Annotated in this window: 18 protein-coding genes; 1 reads left to right on the forward strand and 17 read right to left on the reverse strand. The window is 49.9% G+C overall.

What is annotated here, in order from left to right; translation table 11 throughout:
* Nucleotides 1–144: 144 nt before the first annotated feature.
* From DSM465_RS0106910 to DSM465_RS0106935, 5 genes are all read right to left on the reverse strand, one after another.
* A complete protein-coding gene (locus tag DSM465_RS0106910) occupies nucleotides 145–1,176 on the reverse strand; it encodes an NAD(P)H-dependent glycerol-3-phosphate dehydrogenase (RefSeq protein ID WP_029760977.1) in 1,032 nt (343 codons plus the stop codon).
* A gap of 257 nt (nucleotides 1,177–1,433) precedes the next feature.
* On the reverse strand, nucleotides 1,434–2,744 hold the full coding sequence (gene der, locus DSM465_RS0106915) for a ribosome biogenesis GTPase Der (protein ID WP_008879628.1): 1,311 nt from the start codon (nucleotides 2,742–2,744) through the stop codon (nucleotides 1,434–1,436).
* Between the two features lie 275 nt (nucleotides 2,745–3,019).
* Nucleotides 3,020–3,205: a capping complex subunit for YIEGIA gene (locus DSM465_RS0106925; RefSeq protein ID WP_008879629.1), complete on the reverse strand. Its 186-nt coding sequence runs from the start codon at nucleotides 3,203–3,205 to the stop codon at nucleotides 3,020–3,022.
* Nucleotides 3,195–4,097 (reverse strand): YIEGIA family protein, encoded by a 903-nt coding sequence (locus DSM465_RS0106930; RefSeq protein ID WP_008879630.1) that lies wholly within the window; start codon nucleotides 4,095–4,097, stop codon nucleotides 3,195–3,197. The genes DSM465_RS0106925 and DSM465_RS0106930 overlap by 11 nt, the downstream gene beginning before the upstream one ends.
* Nucleotides 4,094–4,690, reverse strand: coding sequence for a YphA family membrane protein (locus tag DSM465_RS0106935; protein WP_029760978.1), 597 nt, complete (start codon nucleotides 4,688–4,690; stop codon nucleotides 4,094–4,096). The genes DSM465_RS0106930 and DSM465_RS0106935 overlap by 4 nt, the downstream gene beginning before the upstream one ends.
* A 166-nt stretch (nucleotides 4,691–4,856) precedes the next feature.
* On the opposite strand from DSM465_RS0106935, the gene DSM465_RS18870 reads away from it, so the two are divergent.
* On the forward strand, nucleotides 4,857–4,991 hold the full coding sequence (locus DSM465_RS18870; RefSeq protein ID WP_008879632.1) for a YpzI family protein: 135 nt from the start codon (nucleotides 4,857–4,859) through the stop codon (nucleotides 4,989–4,991).
* Nucleotides 4,992–5,206: 215 nt separating this feature from the next.
* Here the strand turns inward: DSM465_RS18870 and DSM465_RS19245 are convergent, their stop codons facing one another.
* From DSM465_RS19245 to sleB, 12 genes are all read right to left on the reverse strand, one after another.
* Nucleotides 5,207–5,734: a hypothetical protein gene (locus DSM465_RS19245; protein ID WP_051358516.1), complete on the reverse strand. Its 528-nt coding sequence runs from the start codon at nucleotides 5,732–5,734 to the stop codon at nucleotides 5,207–5,209.
* Between the two features lie 456 nt (nucleotides 5,735–6,190).
* Nucleotides 6,191–6,418 carry a hypothetical protein gene (locus DSM465_RS0106950; RefSeq protein WP_029760979.1) on the reverse strand — a complete coding sequence of 76 codons (228 nt, stop codon included), beginning with the start codon at nucleotides 6,416–6,418 and terminating at the stop codon, nucleotides 6,191–6,193.
* Entirely contained in the window at nucleotides 6,415–7,611 is a 1,197-nt protein-coding gene (locus DSM465_RS0106955; RefSeq protein WP_216367089.1) for a Ger(x)C family spore germination protein, read from the reverse strand. Before DSM465_RS0106955 ends, DSM465_RS0106950 begins: the two co-directional genes overlap by 4 nt.
* A gap of 37 nt (nucleotides 7,612–7,648) precedes the next feature.
* Nucleotides 7,649–8,767 (reverse strand): GerAB/ArcD/ProY family transporter, encoded by a 1,119-nt coding sequence (locus tag DSM465_RS0106960; protein WP_029760981.1) that lies wholly within the window; start codon nucleotides 8,765–8,767, stop codon nucleotides 7,649–7,651.
* Between the two features lie 13 nt (nucleotides 8,768–8,780).
* A complete protein-coding gene (locus DSM465_RS0106965; RefSeq protein ID WP_051358517.1) occupies nucleotides 8,781–10,325 on the reverse strand; it encodes a spore germination protein in 1,545 nt (514 codons plus the stop codon).
* A 364-nt stretch (nucleotides 10,326–10,689) separates the two neighbouring features.
* Nucleotides 10,690–11,853 carry a 30S ribosomal protein S1 gene (gene rpsA / locus DSM465_RS0106970; RefSeq protein ID WP_029760985.1) on the reverse strand — a complete coding sequence of 388 codons (1,164 nt, stop codon included), beginning with the start codon at nucleotides 11,851–11,853 and terminating at the stop codon, nucleotides 10,690–10,692.
* Between the two features lie 138 nt (nucleotides 11,854–11,991).
* Entirely contained in the window at nucleotides 11,992–12,579 is a 588-nt protein-coding gene (locus DSM465_RS20355) for a lysophospholipid acyltransferase family protein (RefSeq protein ID WP_008879639.1), read from the reverse strand.
* Nucleotides 12,576–13,250, reverse strand: a complete 675-nt coding sequence (cmk, locus tag DSM465_RS0106980; protein ID WP_008879640.1) for a (d)CMP kinase — start codon at nucleotides 13,248–13,250, stop codon at nucleotides 12,576–12,578. Before cmk ends, DSM465_RS20355 begins: the two co-directional genes overlap by 4 nt.
* Before the next feature lie 95 nt (nucleotides 13,251–13,345).
* Nucleotides 13,346–13,525, reverse strand: a complete 180-nt coding sequence (locus DSM465_RS0106985; RefSeq protein ID WP_008879641.1) for a YpfB family protein — start codon at nucleotides 13,523–13,525, stop codon at nucleotides 13,346–13,348.
* Between the two features lie 52 nt (nucleotides 13,526–13,577).
* A complete protein-coding gene (locus DSM465_RS0106990) occupies nucleotides 13,578–14,246 on the reverse strand; it encodes a flagellar brake protein (RefSeq protein WP_008879642.1) in 669 nt (222 codons plus the stop codon).
* 161 nt (nucleotides 14,247–14,407) lie between these two features.
* Nucleotides 14,408–15,751, reverse strand: coding sequence for a germination protein YpeB (ypeB, locus tag DSM465_RS0106995; protein ID WP_008879643.1), 1,344 nt, complete (start codon nucleotides 15,749–15,751; stop codon nucleotides 14,408–14,410).
* A gap of 15 nt (nucleotides 15,752–15,766) precedes the next feature.
* On the reverse strand, nucleotides 15,767–16,558 hold the full coding sequence (sleB, locus tag DSM465_RS0107000; RefSeq protein WP_029760986.1) for a spore cortex-lytic enzyme: 792 nt from the start codon (nucleotides 16,556–16,558) through the stop codon (nucleotides 15,767–15,769).
* Nucleotides 16,559–16,614: the final 56 nt, after the last annotated feature.

A 16,614-nucleotide genomic window follows, 5' to 3' on the forward strand; every position in this document is an offset into this window, starting at 1 on the left:
CGCCATAAAAAAAGCTGAAGTAAAGCGGGGCTTTCTTTACTTCAGCATCGCCTTATACCCTTCCGGAAGCTCGAGCCGATGATGGTTCGTCATATTGTATGCAAAACAGAGACGACTTGTATCACCATCCGCCTATTTTCGGTGTTACTGTTCGGCAAAAATGTTCATTAAATCGTTCATTTCCTGCTTTTTTCCGCGCGCCATGAGTGAATCGACCGCTTCTTTCGGATTTTTTCCGTCAAACAGCACTTCATAGAGCACTTCGGTAATCGGCATTTTCACACCGAGCTCTTTTGCCAACTCATAGGCGGCTTTTGTCGTCCGCACTCCCTCAACAACCATCCCCATGCTTTCAAGCACATCATCAAGCTTTTTTCCTTGGCCAAGCATATGGCCGGCTCTCCAGTTGCGGGAATGAACACTTGTGCACGTGACGATCAAATCGCCGACCCCAGCCAGTCCGGCAAACGTCAACGGGTTAGCGCCGAGGGCGCAGCCAAGACGGGCTATCTCAGCCAATCCCCGCGTAATCAGAGCCGCCTTTGCGTTATCTCCATAGCCAAGCCCATCGCTGATGCCGGCGGCTAATGCAATAATGTTTTTCAGCGCCCCGCCGACTTCGACACCGACTAAGTCAGGGTTCGTATAAACGCGGAAATAGTGGTGATTCATAAATACATCTTGAATACGCTGTGCCGCTTCCATGTTCGGCGATGACACCGCCACCGTCGTCGGATGGCGGAGCACCACTTCCTCAGCATGGCTCGGCCCGGAAAGGACGACGACGTCCTCTAGCCATTCACTGATTTCTTCGGTGACAATTTCCGACACGCGCTTATGCGTCCCCGGCTCGATTCCTTTACTGACGGCAACGATCGTGATCGGCGCAGCCAAACACATGCGCGCTCTCTGGAGTACCTCGCGGATCGCTTTCGTCGGCACGGCTAGCACGACAATGGAAACGCCATCAAGCGCGGCGTCAAGGTCGTCATAACCGATAATAGCCTCCGGCAGGCGGACGCCTGGCAAATATTTTTCGTTCGTCCGCTGTTCATTGATCTCCCTCACTTGTTCAGCCCGATGGCTCCAAAGCCGAACGCGGTGCCCGTTGTCAGCTAAAACGAGCGCCAACGCCGTCCCCCAACTTCCTGCCCCCAATACGGTAATGTTCTCCATCGCTTCCCACTTCCTTTGCCCGATTGTCACTTTCCTGAAAAACGCTGCTCGAGGTCAAATCACCTTCGCCTTTGGATGGCCAGTCTCTTCCGGCGAAGAACATGTGCCCGCCGCGACAAATCGCTCACGCTTTTCTTTCTGTCTAGCTTTGGCGCCTAGCTCTCTTCCGACAAATAACCTCCCCCCTCGGGGTGCAAGCACCCCTGCGGGTGAAGAACATTTGGCTTCGAGAGCTAATCTCGGCGCCGCCGCTTTTCTTATTTCCGCGGGCGGGCAATGATTTTGATCGGTGTACCTTCGAAGCCGAACGCGTCGCGGATGCGATTTTCCAAAAATCGTTCATATGAAAAGTGCATGAGTTCCGGATCATTGACAAAAGCGACGAACGTCGGCGGTTTGACGGCGACTTGCGTCATATAATAAATTTTCAGGCGCCGCCCGTTATGCGTCGGCGTCGGGTTCATCGCCACCGCATCCATAATGACTTCATTGAGCACGTTCGTTTGAACGCGCATCGCATGGTTGTCACTTACGAGTTGCACGAGCGGCAACAGCTTATGAAGCCGCTGTTTTGTCTTCGCCGACACAAATAAAATCGGCGCATAGTCCAAAAACGGAAAATGATCGCGAATTTTCCGCTCAAACTCCACCATTGTTTTATCGTCTTTTTCGACGGCATCCCATTTATTGACGACGAGAATGACGCCACGCCCTGCCTCATGTGCATACCCGGCGATTTTTTTATCCTGTTCAATAATCCCTTCCTCTGCGTTCAGGACAACGAGCACGACATCCGAGCGCTCAATGGCTCTTAGCGCACGCAATACACTGTATTTCTCCGTGCTTTCGTAAATTTTTCCTCGTTTGCGCATTCCTGCTGTATCGATAATAACATATTTCTGACCTTCGCGGACAAACGAGGTGTCCACAGCGTCCCTCGTCGTGCCGGCGATGTCGCTGACAATCACTCGTTCTTCCCCTAAAATGGCGTTAACCAGCGACGATTTACCGACGTTTGGCCGGCCGATGAGGCAAAACTTAATCACGTCTTCCTCATATTCTTGGCCGTGATCTTTCGGAAAATGGCGGGCAACGGCGTCAAGCAAATCGCCAAGTCCCGTTCCGTGCGCCCCGGAAATGGGGTACGGCTCGCCAAAACCAAGAGCGTAAAAATCGTAAATCAAATCACGCATCTCCGGGTTATCGATTTTATTCACGGCGAGCACGACCGGCTTATTCGACCGGCGCAGCAGTTTCGCCACTTCTTCATCAGCGGCTGTCACACCGTCACGGCCGTTCGTCATAAAGATGATGACGTCCGCCTCATCGATGGCGATTTCTGCCTGCTGACGAATTTGCACAAGCAGCGGCTCATCACCGATGTCAATGCCTCCCGTGTCAATTAAATAAAATGAATGGTTCAACCATTCGGCGCTGCTGTAAATGCGGTCGCGCGTCACCCCCGGTACATCCTCAACGATGGAAATGCGTTCTCCGACGATGCGGTTGAAAATGGTTGATTTCCCCACATTCGGACGGCCGACAATGGCCACGACTGGATTTGCCATGCTACCACCCTTTATCCTCATTTTTACATCGTTTTGCTCTTGAAAAAAAACGCCCTGCTCCTAGGGCATCGGTTCACCACCGTTAAGCGTACTGACGCTCCATTTCTTTTACTGCCAAAGTTATGGGGAGCTGCCTCCTCTTTTTTTACATGTTTTGTCCATTTAGGTTACATGAACATGTGCAGTTTTACCCATCAAGGATATCTTTTGGTGATGAACCAAGACATGCTACAACTGCTTTATTTTATCAAAAAGCGAAACGTCCAACAACCGCTTTAATGCTTGACAATCACAAACAATCCGTCACTTAGTTCATGGGCGATGCCGTCTAAAATCGCCTCTAAATTGGTAGCGATCTGTTCCATTTCCTCTTTTGTGCGGCAAACGAAAATCGGGGCACCACCGGCCACGTTTTCAGCATTGGTCGTAATAATGGCCAAAATCATTTTTTCATGCGTCATCACTGCCGCCTCCTCTCCGTTTCCACCGCCGTTTCGCCGGCATGCGGATGGCGCTCTCAAGCACCGGAACATTTTCAATGACCGCTTTCGCCTTTTCGACATCCTTCACTTGCGGCAAAATGAAAACGCCGACGCGACCGTCGTTTAAATCGCGTTTGGCAAGCGGCACGAGCGCCGGTGTTCCCGAGTCACGGTAAATGCCAAGCGCCGTCGATACATCGTGCAAAATCGCTTGCCGCTGCCCAAGGTTGGCGATCGTTGTTCGGGCGTTGAAGTTTTTCGGCGTCAAAATAAAGCCCATCCCGTAACGCAAAATCTCTTCCCTTCGCGCCGGCAACCCGATATTCATAATGTAAATATTGTCGACATAAAGCCCTGCTCCTTCAAAATGAGGCTTGACATATTTCACATCGGCGATATCTTTCAACCGGCTTCCGCTCATAAACCGCCGCGCCACCATTATGCCGATGACGCTGACCACGAGCGCAGCCCAAACATTCCACATTAAATAAAAGAGCGTGGAGAAAAAAGAGACGAAAATAACTAAATAGTTCCGCCCTTCAAAAACAATCGCAATACCTTCAATGTATGTTTTTCCGCGCGGCACTAGTTCATACTGATCCAGCTCGTTTAACGTATTGCGCTCCATATTGCGTACGTCGCGAAACTGCGAAGCCGCCAACGCCAAAAACGTGATGGCCGCAAATTCTTTTTCCATAATCGCCGGCACAGCAATCGTACCCAAGCCGGCTGCGATGGCTCCTAACGCGATATGGATCGTCCGGCCGTGCAAGTATGTCGGGTATTGGCGGTAATCAGTGCGCAATAAATAAAGACGCGTTAATACCCCAACAGCCACACCGTATAAAATTGGAAATGTATATTCGTTCACGGCTGTCTCGTCCCCCCTACAGACCGTTTTTCCTCAAGCTGAAGTGAAAGGAAGCGAATCATTTCCCAAGCGAGCAAACATGACGCGCTAATCGCTGTCACATCTAAAAAAGAAAACGAACCGAGCACGTAGTCAGGCCCCATCCGGTGAATGGCCGCAGCGTACACCGCTTCCCCTTGGCAACCACCGAGCGCCAAACAAAGAAGGCGGTCGACAAGACCACGGTGGAACAGGCAGCTGACGAGGGCGAGCCACCAAGCGAGCATCCACTGGCCATCGAACCAAATCCAAACTGGGTCAAACAAGGCAAGCAAACGGAAGGCGGTGTAAGCAAACGCCAATCCGGACGCCGATAACGCCATCAACAGCGGGTGGCACGGCCGCCGCTCGACCGCTGTGTAACAGGAAAAGAAAAAAAGCACAAAAAAGGACAACGCCACATGAATAGAGCCAACTTCCACCGTCAACGAGGCCGAACTGATCATGAAAAGCGCAAACACCGCCAGTTTCGTGCGGACGGCGGTCTTTTTCATAAAAAACGTTGCCACAAGCCATACCGACCAAAAAAAGAGATAAAAATACATCCCTTCCATTTTTTCCACCCCTTATTATGTTCATTATGCCATTTTTTATCCTCTTCTAACCGGCAAGACCGGCATATAGAGATGAATGACTGTTTTCCATTGTTAAACATGCATAGAAAAACCATCGCCCGGTCATAGTAACAAATGATCATCACATAGAAAGGAGCGGGATTTGGTGGGAAAAGATCGGCAGGAGAAAAAGTTGAAACAGTCGCGGCAAGTTGAGTCAGACCGTGATCAGTCGCTTTCCTATAAAGGGGCAAGCCGGCTCGATACGCCGGAAGAGGCACGCGAACGGAACAGATCCTAAAAAGGTTGGCCGCTTTTCGAGGCGGCCGGCTTTGGATGAATCGCCAAAACTGTGGTTGGTGCTAATGTTCTTATTCTTGCGAAGCAACTGATGAGGAAGAAGTCCGCGGTTTCCGCCATTTGGCGACTAGCAGCAGAAACAACGGAATAACCGTTTGCACGATCGTTAACTAAAAAGAGCCGGCTGTTTCTACAAAATGTGCGATGTCCATTAAATCATTCGCCGACCAAATGGAACAGAGCCACAATGTAAGCCTGAGCAAAAAAACAAGCGGCTGATGCTGAGAGATAGTTAGCCACTGAGCTGTTGCTAATGCAAGGACATAATAAAAGATGGAAATTTTCATCCCCACCCCAAACCTCATGACAATCACCTCGACGTGCTCTAAAAAGATCCGCGATACTAATGTAGTGGACAGCATTCATCACCGGATACACAAAATCACCCGTAATATTTCCGAGCACAAAAAGAGTCATTACGTTGGCGACAAATAAGGTAAGCATAATTAAAATAACCGTGATGTTTCCCCACTTTTGCCCGCGATCCTCGTCAATGACATGCGGAAGCAAAAACGCCATTAAAAGCTTTTGCGGGGCTGCTGTGCCCATGATCGACGGCAAAAGCCTGTTTTCAAACATCGACAACATATTTTTCGGATCGATATCCGGGAGCAGCAAAATCGCGATGAGCATCAGTAAAATCATGACGACAGGTACAAGAATTTGCGCCAGCCGCCCGAGCACGTGAATTCCGCTGCGGGCGACGACAGCACATCCCCCATCGTTCCCATCACGAAACTCATTGGCGCACGAACCAAAAAATGACCGACAATAAACTCCCCATATTCACGGATAGTAATTCCGGTAATATGAAAATAAAACAAAAAAGCAATCCGACTAGTTTTCCGAACACTTTCCTAAAATGTCTGCACTATATTCAATCGGCATTTTTTTCGGATAAAGACAGTGCAACTGAACAGACAGATGCACTGTCAAAAATCCGATGAGCGAAGTCCAAAACGGCGACATCCACATATCTTGCCTGGTGTGTTGAACCGTCCCCCCCTAGGACAAGCAGGATGGCTGTAGCAATAATGCTGGATACAGCAGCAACATCATGTACGGACGGAATTTTCCCCTTTTGCAATTGCCTTCCACTTCCTTGTCGTTCCATGTTTGTTCCGTACAAATTAAGCGTTTTTACTTTTCTAACATTTTCCCGAAGGGACGGAACAAACGATCCACTGCTTGCGTCGGTCCGGGAAGATCTGGATTCACCATTAATATGACTCCCAACAGCATAGCCAGGCAAAGCAAAATAGCGACAGCTGCCTTCTCCTTTTTGTACTCCCGCTCAAGCCGAGACCATTCGTACCACCAAATCAGCCCGACAATGATAAGCATCCCGACGACTAACCATGCTTTCATTCTTTCACCTCTTGTTCTGGCACACCTTGCGGAGGGAAATTCATTCCCGGCCGGCGCACTTTCACCGTTATGTTCAATTCTACAGGCAAATCAGGAAATACATCGTTCCAACGTTTTTTCAGATGGCGCCAACGCGATGGATATTTTTTATGAATCGCGTCAGCAAAACCGAACACATCAACTTTCATGTCTTTCTGCAGCTGATCCAGGGCGCTTCTCATTCGTCGTTTTATATCTTTTTCCAGCTCTGTTTCGATGCGCTGAATATTTCTTTCACTTAATAAATCGAGTTTTGTTCCATTTAATATAATGTCATGTTCCGATGTGACATTGACGATAATCTTCCATCTCCCTTTCTCATGCTTCGGTGTGATATCAGTATGCGCGCGGATCATTCGCGATGTAATATTTCCTCTTTCTCCTGGAACCCTCGCCGTCACATGCGCCAGTTTGATTTCGTCGCGAATCCATAACACGCCGCGCGTTATATAATCGTCAATCTGTCCGATCATTCGATCTTTCTTAAAAACCGCCGTACTGTAAATAAAGGGGATCGTCTCTATTTCTTTCTTTCCTTTTGGAGGTGGCAACACTTTCACCATCGGCAGCAACACCGTTTCTGCTTCGCTGTTTAGCGTTTGCAACGTTTCTTTCGCCGTTTTCCGCATCAATGTTCTTGATTCCGCCATTTCCCTTAGCACTTCCGATGCACTTTGTTCAATCGGGGGAATGAGTTCGAGCATACTTTTCGCCGATCCTTTGCCGACAAACACATTACAGCGAGTACGGGTTTGTGGATGGCGAATCAAAAAGTCGAGATGCTCACGAATGCCCACTTTCGCTGCCTGTTCACCGAATATGACGATCTTCATATGCCCCCAAAACAAGCGGCGGGGCAACCGCTCCTGCAATTGGGCAATGGCGTCAGCGATTGTCACGCCTGTCCCTGACCGAATGATTGTTTCTTCTTTGTCACCGCCTGTCCCCCCCATTTGTCCACTCCCGATCACCCGAGGCACGGCTATCTCTACTGTCAGTCTAATGTTTCCGTTTTTCACCCGATCAATGCCGATTCCGAGCACGATCGCAATGTCGTTAATTTCCTCCCGGTCCCAACAGCCACCGAGTATGACGACATTGATGCTGACTAGAAGAAAAACAAGTGCTCGTCTCACTTTTTTCCCGATCGCCAAGGCAGTTCACCCTTTTTTTGCTTAATAGCAGTGGACGTTATTTTCTTTCTTGGTGTGAAACAGCCGGCTGCGGGGACGCAGCCCGATTTCGCCATTTCGCCACTAACAGGAGAAACAACGGAATGACGGTTTGCACAAATGACAAGTAAAACGAGCCGGTTGTCCCTAGAAAATGGGTCAGCTCCACTAAATCATTTGCCGACCAGTTAGAAAGCAAACATAAAAGCAACCCGACAGAAAAGACGAGCGGCTCGTATTGGGATAAGTTCAACCACCGGGCTAAGCCAGTCACAAGAGCATAATAAAAGACCGAAATTTTCAAAAATACACCGACGACCCAAAGCGCCATGACGACCACCTCGACATGCTCCAAAAAATCAGCGATGCTAATATACCGGACGACACTGATCACCGGATATACAAAGCTGGCAGTAATGTTTCCAAACACGAAGAGGGTCGCCAAATTCGTGAAAAATAATGTCAACATAATCGATACAACCGCGATGTTTCCCCATCTCCGTCCATGATTTTCATCGATGACATGCGGAAGCAAAAATGCCATTAAAAAGCATTCGCTAAACCAGCTTTGCGGGGTTGCTGCGCCCATGATCGACGGCAAAAGCCCGTTTTCAAACATCGGAAACATATTTTCCAGCTCGATATCCGGAAACACCAAAATAACAATGATAGTTAACAACAAGATGACAACGGGCACGAGAATTTGTGCCAGTCTCCCAAGCACAGCAATCCCACTGCGAACGGCAACAGCACAAACAAACACCATCGCTCCCATCACAAAGTCAATTGGCGTGCGAAACAAAAAGTTACCGACGACAAACTCTCCGTATTCGCGGATAATAATCGCGGTGACATGAAAATAAAAAAATAACAAAAGCAAGCCGATGAACTTGCCGAAAAACGGACCAGCGATATCCACGCTATATTCAATCGGTGTTTTTTTTGGATAAAGCCGGTACAACTGAACGGTGATGTGCACCGTCAAAAAGCCGATAAGCGAAGCCCAAATCGGCGATAGCCACATATCTTGCTGGGCATGTTGAGCCGTCACCCCTGGGACAAGGAGAATGGCAGTAGCGGTAATAGCCGGATACAGCAACATCATCATCTGCACGGACGTGATTTTTTCATTTTCCATCCTCTTTCACTCCTTAGCTTTGACGGTTATTCCTCCTCCGCTCATTTATGCGTGGACGAGCGTTCAGCTTCCACCACGGAGTGCGGGTAAGGACATCTTTTGCTTGATGCTCCATGTTAGGGACGTGAGCATTCAAATACGGAACGCCAAGAGAGCGAAGGGAAGCCATATGTATCAGAATCAACAGCAGTCCGAGCATAATCCCAAGCAGCCCAAGCGACCCGGCTAAAAACATCATCGGGAAGCGCAACATTCTCAATGCAATCCCGGCCGTAAACCGCGGGATCGTAAACGAAGCGATACCCGTCAGCGCTACAATCATAATCATCGGCGCGGAGACAAGACCGGCCTGAACCGCTGCCTGGCCGATGACGAGCGCCCCGACGATACTCACCGCCGCCCCTGTCTGTTTTGGGAGTCGCACGCCGGCTTCACGCAACGCTTCAAATACGACTTCCATTATTAGCGCCTCAACGAGCGCCGGGAAAGGTATGCGTTCCCGCGAAGCAGCCACCGTTAATAAAAGGGTCGTCGGGATCATTTCTTGGTGAAACGTCAAAATGGCGATATACGCGGACGGCAACAAGAGCGAAATCAAGAGAAACAAATACCGCAACCAACGAATGAGCGCGCTGATCAGCGCGCGCTGATAATAATCTTCGCTAGATTGGATCAAAGAATAAAACGAAACCGGCATCACCAACACAAACGGGCTGCCATCCTGCATGATGACAATGCGCCCTTCAAGCAAATTGGCAATCGCCACATCCGGCCGCTCCGTGTTTAATACTTGCGGAAACGGCGAGTACGGATGATCTTCAATCAGCTCTTCGATATACCCGCTTTCAAGCACGCCGTCCAATTCAATGCGCTGAAGCCGTTTTTCCGCTTCCGTGACAAATGCCTCAGGAGTGATGCCTTCCATATAACAAATCACGACTTGTGTTTTTATATACTTGCCTAAGGTGACTGATTTCGTTTTTAATAGCGGGCTGCGGATTCGGCGTCGCAATAAGGAAAGGTTCGTTTCCAATGATTCAATAAATCCTTCACGCGGGCCTCTGATCACCGATTCGGCTATCGGCTCTTCAATCGGCCGTTTTTCCCATTCGGACAATCCTAAAGCGAATCCTTCGCTTTGTCCATCAATCAACAGCACCGGACTTCCAGCGGCGATATACTGAACGCACTCGCCAATCGTTTGTACCTTGTTGACTTTCGCAACGGTCAATTGTTGCTCGAGAAGGCTCGTCGCATTCAGCTGTTCGGTAGGCGACGCGCCTTGCCTACTGTCTGAATTCTTCTCCATCAACGGACGAAGCACATTTTCATTCATTTCTTCCATATTGGCGAGCCCGTTGATATAAATTAAAACGGCGCTTGTATGCCCACCGATTTTAAAAGAACGGAAGATGACATCGATGCAGTCTCTATAAATATTCTGTATTTTTTGTAAATTATCATTCATGTTGACCGCTAGGGCGTCTTGCGTTCCGCTTGGCTTTGTCACCGCTGGCTGCGACGGACGGCCCTTTTTCCCTCTTTGAAAAAAACGCATGCTGTTCCCCCTCTTCCTCGCTGTGCACATGTTTTATTTATAAGACTGTTGATTTCGTAATCCATCCCCTTTTCAAAGCAGGAAATCTTGTGAACTCTGTTTTATGTCGTGTTGCGAAGCTGTTGATTGGTCCGAAACAGCTATTTTTCGTCAGTCTTTTATAGAATTGCCGTTTTTAAATGAAAATATAATGGTCACTTCAAAGCTAAGATTCACTTTCCCCTCCACTTTCCTTTTGCTTGGAAGCAGAGATCTCTCGATTGAGAGGGCAAAAAGCGTGCTCTCTTTATTCGTGTTCGACAGATAAAACAAAAACCTCATCTTGATGGCAAATGCCATCAAGATGAGGTTGCTTGACGGTTCATTATTTTAATTTTTTCAGCTGTTCGCCGATGACTTCGCCGAGCTGGAAGCCGCGCGTTTCCGCCACTTTCGTATATTGGCTGTAATCCTCCGCCGGCGCAGCTGTTTCTTCTTCAAGCAGCGCGCGGATGCTTAAGGAAATGCGGTGCTCAGCCTCGTTGACATCGAGCACTTTCGCTTTCACTTCATCGCCTTCCTTCAGGACTTCATGCGGTGAGCCGATGCGGCGGTTGGCGATTTGCGACACGTGAACCAATCCTTCGACACCCGGGAAAATTTCCACAAACGCACCGAATGAGGCGAGCCGCTTCACAGTCCCAGTGACGACATCACCCGGTTTTACTTTTTCGCTGATACCTTCCCATGGACCCGGCAACGCTTCTTTGATCGACAGCGACAGACGACCTTGTTCCGGGTCGACAGCCAACACCTTCACTTTTACCGCATCGCCTTCTTTCACCACCTCAGACGGATGGGCGACACGCGTATGAGAAAGCTGGGAAATATGTACGAGTCCGTCAAACCCGCCGACATCGACAAAGACGCCGAAATCGGCAATGCGGCGGACGACGCCATCCAGCACTTGCCCCGCCTCAAGACGGGAAAGCAGTTCTTTTTGCTGCCGCTCTTGCTCTTCCTCAACGACCGCTCGATGCGATAAAATGACGCGGTTTTTCTCGCGGTCGAGTTCAACGACTTTGACCGTGAGCGTTTTTCCTTTGTAATCAGAAAAATCTTCGACATAGTATGGTTCAACAAGCGAGGCCGGGATAAAGCCACGCACACCGACGTCGGCGACAAGCCCACCTTTAACGATGTCTTTCACAACCGTTTCGAACGTTTCGCCGCTCGCGAACTTGCGCTCAAGCTCCTCCCACGCCCGTTCGGCATCGACAGCTTTCTTTGATAAAATGAGCAGCCCTTCTTCCCCATCTTTGCCTTCTTCCACTTTTTTCACTTTAGCCGTCACTTCATCGCCGACCGCGACAGCATCGCTCGGTTTCTCGATATGCAAGTTTGACAGCTCGCTGATCGGAATGATGCCGCTTTGTTTGCTGTTTTCCACCTCAACAAGCACTTGTTTGTCTTCGAGCTTTACCACTTTGCCGCGGACAATATCGTCCACCCCATACACATTCACTTGTACATTCATCTCTTCTGTCATCGTAAAACCCCTCCTTCATCGACTGACCATCCTGCAAAAGCGCGCCTCGCGCCGAGGCCGCGGCCGGCTGTCGGCAAAAATAAGGACGCTTTTCTAGTTAGTATACCATATTTTCTCAATCAACATGTACTATAATGCTTATCGATGTTGTTCAAGCAGCTGGCGGATATGATCCATGATATAATCGGCCGCTTCTTCCGGACTGGCCTTCCGCTCACGAAGCGGCGCCATATCAATTGGCGCCCCGTATACGACTTTGAGCGGCACAAACGGCCGATACGGACCGATGATCGCGCATGGGACGACAGCTGCATCGGTGCGCAAGGCGAAAAAACCGACGCCAGGCAGCGCCCGTTTCAGACGCCCGTCTTTGCTGCGCGTTCCTTCAGGAAAAATGCCGAGCACCTCTCCTTGTTTCAGCACCTCAATCCCTGTGCGCAGCGCCTGACGGTCGCTCATGCCACGTTTAACCGGAAAAGCGTGCAAGCTTTTGACGAGCGTTTTCACCACTGGGGTGCGAAACAATTCTTCTTTCGCCATAAACCGGATCGGCCGCGGTGCTGTAATGCCGACGATCGGCGGATCTAAGTTGCTGATATGGTTGGCGCACAGAAGCACCGCTCCTTCTTTTGGAAATTGCTCAACCCCGGTAACTTGAATGCGGTACAAAGGGGTTAATATGCTTTTTACCACTCCTTTGGCCAACGAATAAAAATCCACCCTCATCCAATCCTTTCGTTGACAATTTCCATAATGCGCGCCGCCACTTCCTCGACCGTCAGCGACGTCGTATCAATTTCTACCGCATCCGGCGCCTTGCGAAGCGGCGCTGTTTCTCGCTCTGAGTCGATCCGGTCGCGGTGAGCGATCTCTTCTTTTAGCTTTTCGAGATCAGACGGAAAGCCGCGGGCGATATTTTCTTCATGCCGGCGCCGCGCACGCTCCTCGACCGAGGCTTTCAAGAAAATTTTCACCTCAGCATTCGGCAGTACGTTCGTCCCGATATCGCGCCCGTCCATAACAACACCGCCCCCTTCGGCCAAGGCGCGTTGGCGAGCAACCATCTCCTCGCGCACAAGCGGGTGCTTCGCAACAAACGACACCGCATTCGTCACCGCCTCGCCGCGAATAATATCGGTGACGTCTTCACCGTTCACGAATACGAGTTGCCCTTGCGGTGATGGCTTCAGTTCAATCGATGTATCACCAAGCAATGACAGCAGCGCCTGTTCATCATGGATGTCAACACCGCATTGAAGCGCCCGGTACGTTAACGCACGGTACATCGCACCGGTATCGATATATACATAGGAAAGGCGGTTGGCAATGAGTTTAGCGACCGTACTTTTTCCTGCTGCCGCAGGTCCATCGATCGCGATGCAAATTCGTCGTTCCATAACTCCTCCTGCTTCATCGAATCATGTAATGACTGCACAAAGAAAAATGCAGGAAAACCCTGCATGTTCTCATATTCATTGTATCATATTTGCCGTCAACGGTCGACGGCCGTTTCAATTGTTTCCGTTTTTTTCGGCTTAGCTACCCCTTCATATTCGTATATTTTGCCAATATAAAGCGCCGCCGGCGTGTACAATACGAGCCATTGAGCAACCAACAAACAAATTGCTTGGATCACAACAAGCTTCCATAACAGCTGCTCGATCCGCTTCATGGCACAAACATCCTGCCTTCCGTTTTTTCTAGCAGTATTCCACCCAGCCCGTTCATTTATTCTCTTCTTTTTCCCTTTTCTTTTCGTCAAGCTGCTGCTCAAAGCTGTAACGAATGAGTCGAACACGGTCTTGGGGAAGAAGATCCGTGAACTCAACCGACATTTTTGCGATGCCGTGCTCATCAGTAACTATGCGGACGAGCTTAGCTTTCGTTTTCACATAATAGTATTCACCCGAGCGCATCGGCAGCACAAGCCAAAGCTCAACCGCCTTGCCTGGTTGAAGAAGAGGAGCATGCGTTGGCGGAATGAGGAGCGCGGCTCCGCCGGCGCTAATATCGATCGTCATCGTTACAAACGGGGCGAATTCACCATTAAGCGGATGGACGGCAGCATCGACCTTTGCCTTCACCCGCACATACCGGCGACGCTGAATGCGCGTGACATATTTGTCACCCGGATAAGTCAAAATAACCATCGGTGACGGGTCGCGCATTTCCCCTTTCACTTCCGTATCAAACATGTACAAAGCCCCATCTCGGCCGATAAAACTCGCCTTAAATTGCATGCCGTTTAACAAATACACCGTTTTTCCGCTCTGTTCATCGACAGGATAACTAATATGGATCACCCCGTCGGCGACGGAGAGCATCTTACTCTGGTATTGCCGCGTTGAACCGTCGAGCGGCTCAAGCCAGATCCGATCCCCAATCTTGATCATCATCTTGCCTTTTGTCCCCTTTCGGCCAACCGTCGAATCACCGAATACTTGCCGCTGACCCGCGTCGTTACATATGACTATTATACCATACAACTTTCACTTCGGGTCGACGGGAACAAAAAGGAGGAAAAGCCCTGTTTTTGGCCTTTCCTCCTTTCCTCTTATCCATAGTTCGGTTCTACGCTTTCGAGTTTTTCCACTTTTTCTTCAAGACCGGTCGACGCGTTAATAAACAGCTGGTACGTCTCGTCGCCAAGCGTTCCTAAGAACTCGTAGCAAAGCACGGGTTTTTGCAAGTCGTTCATAATGACTGCTTGGCGCTGTTCCATCACTTTTAACTGCGGGTTGACCTTTTTCTTCACCGCTTCGACGGTGAGTTTCGGTTTTGGCAGCGGACGCGGGATCGACGATGACAAATAATCGCGCGCTGTAAAGCCGACAATTCGGCCGTTATCGAGCGCCACTTTCATTTGGACTGCTTCCGGGTAAATGCGGATACCGTTTTCACTTTTGACAAACGTAAGCACGACGACATTATCGTATTGCGTGCTGTCGTACAGTTCAAACCCGGTAAATTGATGCCGTTTTAAAAATGCCATTCCTCGATTCGTCGCCTCATGCAAGCTGATCTTTGGCTTGCCGATCGGCCGGCTGTTGAGCGCCCAAATCGGGTAACCGCCATTTTTCGTAATGTCCATATAAATGTCGCCTTTTGTTTTCGGATCGCGAATCGTTAAGCTATAAAAGCGGTCGTCCGCTCCTTTGCCGCTCTCTGTCACCTTGATCTCCTCAGTCCCTTTTAAGCCGAGAAAATCGCGGGCAATTCGTTTCGCTTCGTTTTTGGTGATCGGACGTCCTTGCGCCCGAACAAACCCTTTTTCTTCATTAGCAAGGCCGATGAATGATGGTCCAAACTCGGACGAGCTTGAGAACGTATCAACATTTTTTTCGACCGCTTTGAAACCGTCAATAATAATGTTGTCACCTTTCTCGTCATTCGTGGCCAGCGCCAACTCGACATCCATCCAACGCAAATTGTTTTCAAGCACTAAATGTTGCACATTGCGCAGCTCTTGACGGATGGTTCCCGCGTTTTTGTACAGCGCCTGCAACGTCTTGTACTCTTCTTTGGTCAACGGCTCTTCTTCCAAATCGCGCACCGCCGTTCGGTAGCTGAACTCACCGATTTGTGATAAAAACTCTTGCGTCTTGTTAAACGGCAAGAGCGACAGCGGCAGCTGACCGACGTCTGAGTGCGCTTCTGCTGCGATTTTCCACACTTCGGCAAGCGCCGGCGACAATGATGCGTGCGAGTTCATCGCCAGTGTTGCGCCGAGCTTGTCATGAAGCAAGTCGATTTGGTAGGCCAAATCGTGGAACGCACGCTGGTAATTGTTTTCTGCGTGGATTAAAATCGCGTTTTTCTCCGAGTGCTCGCGGTAGCCCCAATAACCGGTGCCGACGACGGCAACGACGAGCACCGCAAGCAATAGGTTTCGCACCATTCCGTCTCCCTCCTTTTATTTGCAGAAAATATGCTGCCCGATCCGTTTAATTTGCGGCCGACTCCAAATCCAAGCGCTCGTCGCGGTTGCCGGGTTGAAATAGTAAATGGCGCCACCGCTCGGGTCCCAACCGTTAATGGCATCAAGCACTGCCTTTCTTGCTGTTTCGTTTGGCGTCAGCCAAATTTGTCCGTCAGCGACCGCAGTAAACGCGCCCGGTTGAAAAATGACTCCAGCAACCGTATCCGGGAACGACGGGTGTTGGAGCCGGTTTAAAATGACGGCGGCGACGGCTACCTGGCCGATGTACGGCTCGCCGCGCGCTTCACCATAAACCGCGTTCGCCATCAACTGAATATCGTTTTGCGAAAACCCTTTCGGCACGTTCGACGCCGTCGTTTTTGCCGTTCTTCCCTCGCTGCCGCGCTTTTTCACTTGCTGGCTGAGCGGGATGCCCCCGTAATGGGTAAATTCGTTTCCTTGGCGAATTTGCTCTTTGACAAACTGCTCATAATATTTGGAGGCCTTCACCAACTTCCGTTTCGTCTCGGCACCGGCCAACCCGTCGACTGGCAGGCCGTATTTTTGTTGGAAGTTGCGCAGCGCCCAATACGTGCCCCAACCGAACACGCCGTCAATTTTTCCCTTGTAAAAACCGAGATATTGCAGTCGCGCCTGCAATTCAATGACATCATCGCCGACCGCTCCACGCTGGATGACTTGCGGGGAAAAGGCGGCAGCATCGCCTGCTGGATGCAGGCATACTAAGACGCCTATTAAGGTGAACACAATGAGTTTCCTTACCATATGCAAACCTCCCGTCGACCATCGCCGTTTTTATCCTTATTTTCCTCCGGTCTTTC

It is taken from the genome of Geobacillus thermodenitrificans subsp. thermodenitrificans DSM 465 (assembly GCF_000496575.1).
GTDB lineage: Bacteria > Bacillota > Bacilli > Bacillales > Anoxybacillaceae > Geobacillus > Geobacillus thermodenitrificans.

Coding starts and splice junctions, on each gene's coding strand:
- DSM465_RS0106910 (WP_029760977.1), bottom strand. CDS start 1,176: ATGGAGAACATTACCGTATTGGGGGCAGGAAGTTGGGGGACGGCGTTG.
- der (WP_008879628.1), bottom strand. CDS start 2,744: ATGGCAAATCCAGTCGTGGCCATTGTCGGCCGTCCGAATGTGGGGAAA.
- DSM465_RS0106925 (WP_008879629.1), bottom strand. CDS start 3,205: ATGACGCATGAAAAAATGATTTTGGCCATTATTACGACCAATGCTGAA.
- DSM465_RS0106935 (WP_029760978.1), bottom strand. CDS start 4,690: ATGGAAGGGATGTATTTTTATCTCTTTTTTTGGTCGGTATGGCTTGTG.
- DSM465_RS0106950 (WP_029760979.1), bottom strand. CDS start 6,418: ATGAAAGCATGGTTAGTCGTCGGGATGCTTATCATTGTCGGGCTGATT.
- DSM465_RS0106960 (WP_029760981.1), bottom strand. CDS start 8,767: ATGGAAAATGAAAAAATCACGTCCGTGCAGATGATGATGTTGCTGTAT.
- DSM465_RS0106965 (WP_051358517.1), bottom strand. CDS start 10,325: ATGCGTTTTTTTCAAAGAGGGAAAAAGGGCCGTCCGTCGCAGCCAGCG.
- rpsA (WP_029760985.1), bottom strand. CDS start 11,853: ATGACAGAAGAGATGAATGTACAAGTGAATGTGTATGGGGTGGACGAT.
- DSM465_RS20355 (WP_008879639.1), bottom strand. CDS start 12,579: ATGAGGGTGGATTTTTATTCGTTGGCCAAAGGAGTGGTAAAAAGCATA.
- cmk (WP_008879640.1), bottom strand. CDS start 13,250: ATGGAACGACGAATTTGCATCGCGATCGATGGACCTGCGGCAGCAGGA.
- DSM465_RS0106985 (WP_008879641.1), bottom strand. CDS start 13,525: ATGAAGCGGATCGAGCAGCTGTTATGGAAGCTTGTTGTGATCCAAGCA.
- DSM465_RS0106990 (WP_008879642.1), bottom strand. CDS start 14,246: ATGATCAAGATTGGGGATCGGATCTGGCTTGAGCCGCTCGACGGTTCA.
- ypeB (WP_008879643.1), bottom strand. CDS start 15,751: ATGGTGCGAAACCTATTGCTTGCGGTGCTCGTCGTTGCCGTCGTCGGC.
- sleB (WP_029760986.1), bottom strand. CDS start 16,558: ATGGTAAGGAAACTCATTGTGTTCACCTTAATAGGCGTCTTAGTATGC.